The 1,230-nt window shown below is 62.0% G+C and carries 1 protein-coding gene; it reads right to left on the bottom strand.

From position 1 onward, the window contains the following. Window positions 1-102: 102 nt before the first annotated feature. Window positions 103-1,017 (bottom strand): IS110 family transposase, encoded by a 915-nt coding sequence (locus HDC96_RS18250; protein WP_179461185.1) that lies wholly within the window; start codon window positions 1,015-1,017, stop codon window positions 103-105. Between the last annotated feature and the right edge of the window lie 213 nt (window positions 1,018-1,230).

Here is a 1,230-nt window from a genome sequence, read left to right on the forward strand (position 1 = left end):
TGTAGCAACTGTGTTGTTGGAGGGACTTCGGCCCCTCCAGCAGACGGGCGCGGTAGTGCCGGCCGCTGGCCGGCAGCCTTTGGAGATGTGCCCGGGCGTGCTTCAGGCGGGGATTAGACCGCTTTGAGCGTCGCGCACGCGGGCGTTGAGGATCACCAGCATCTTCCGCATTACCGCCACGATCGCCACTTTGCCCTCCTTGCCGCGGGCCCGCAGCGACCGGTAAAAGTCTCGTAATCGAGGTTCGTGCTGCAGCGCCGACATGCTGGCCATGTAAAGCACCTGACGGATATCGGCTCGACCGCCGTGGATGCTTCGTTTTCCGCGTATCGTCCCGCTGTCGTGGGACATCGGTGCCACGCCCACCAGGCTGGCGATGGCCTTGCCACTGATCTGGCCCAGCTCAGGCAGATAGCTGGCCAGCACCGCCTGTAGCCCCGGTCCCACGCCCTTCATCGACTTCAGAATCGTGAGCTGGGGCTGTTGAGCGACTTGCTCGGCAATTTGCTTTCCCAGGCGTTCGAGCAGTGTCTGCAAGCGGGTGATGTTGGTCTGCAAAAGCCGTCGCAATTCACGATCACGCACCATTTCCTGCTGCTGCCGCGCTACGGTCAGGGCCTGCATCATCTGTCGACGTGCCCGCACGAATTCCCGCAGTTTCTGCTGCCAAGGCTCTAGTGGCTGGTAGGCCGGCAGTGTCACCAGCGCGGCCATCTGTGCCAATGCATAGGCATCCAAGCGATCGGTCTTGGCTATTTGGCCCAGCCCCTGAGCTAGTTTCCGCGCCCGAAAGGCATTGGCGCGCACCACCCGATGGCCTGCCTTGTGCAGGAAATCCAGCACGGGCTGCTCATATCCGCCGGTGGCCTCCAGCACGATCTGGACCGCTGGGCGTTTCTTCAGCCAAGCGTCCAGTTCAACAAAGCCAGAGGGGCTATTGCTGACTTGCAGGGTCTCTCTGTCCGTCGTGCCGACATCCAGCTGGCGCTTGCTTACATCAATCCCGATCCCGTTCATCGCACGACTCCGTATAGTCTGGAAGGGTCGAGAGCTCCCCCGCTTGCCCAGTCTTATCGCTTCGAGTGCCAGCTCCAGCAACTGTTCGGGCGGATCAAGGGAGATTCCGGCGTGGGCGCCAAGCTACATGGCGATCGCTCAGATCCAGGCTCGTACGGCGGCCCACGCCGGCTCTCGGCACCTAAGCTGCCAGATTCCGAACAGATAAGGCTC

It is taken from the genome of Stenotrophomonas sp. JAI102 (assembly GCF_013409105.1).
GTDB lineage: Bacteria > Pseudomonadota > Gammaproteobacteria > Xanthomonadales > Xanthomonadaceae > Stenotrophomonas > Stenotrophomonas maltophilia_AA.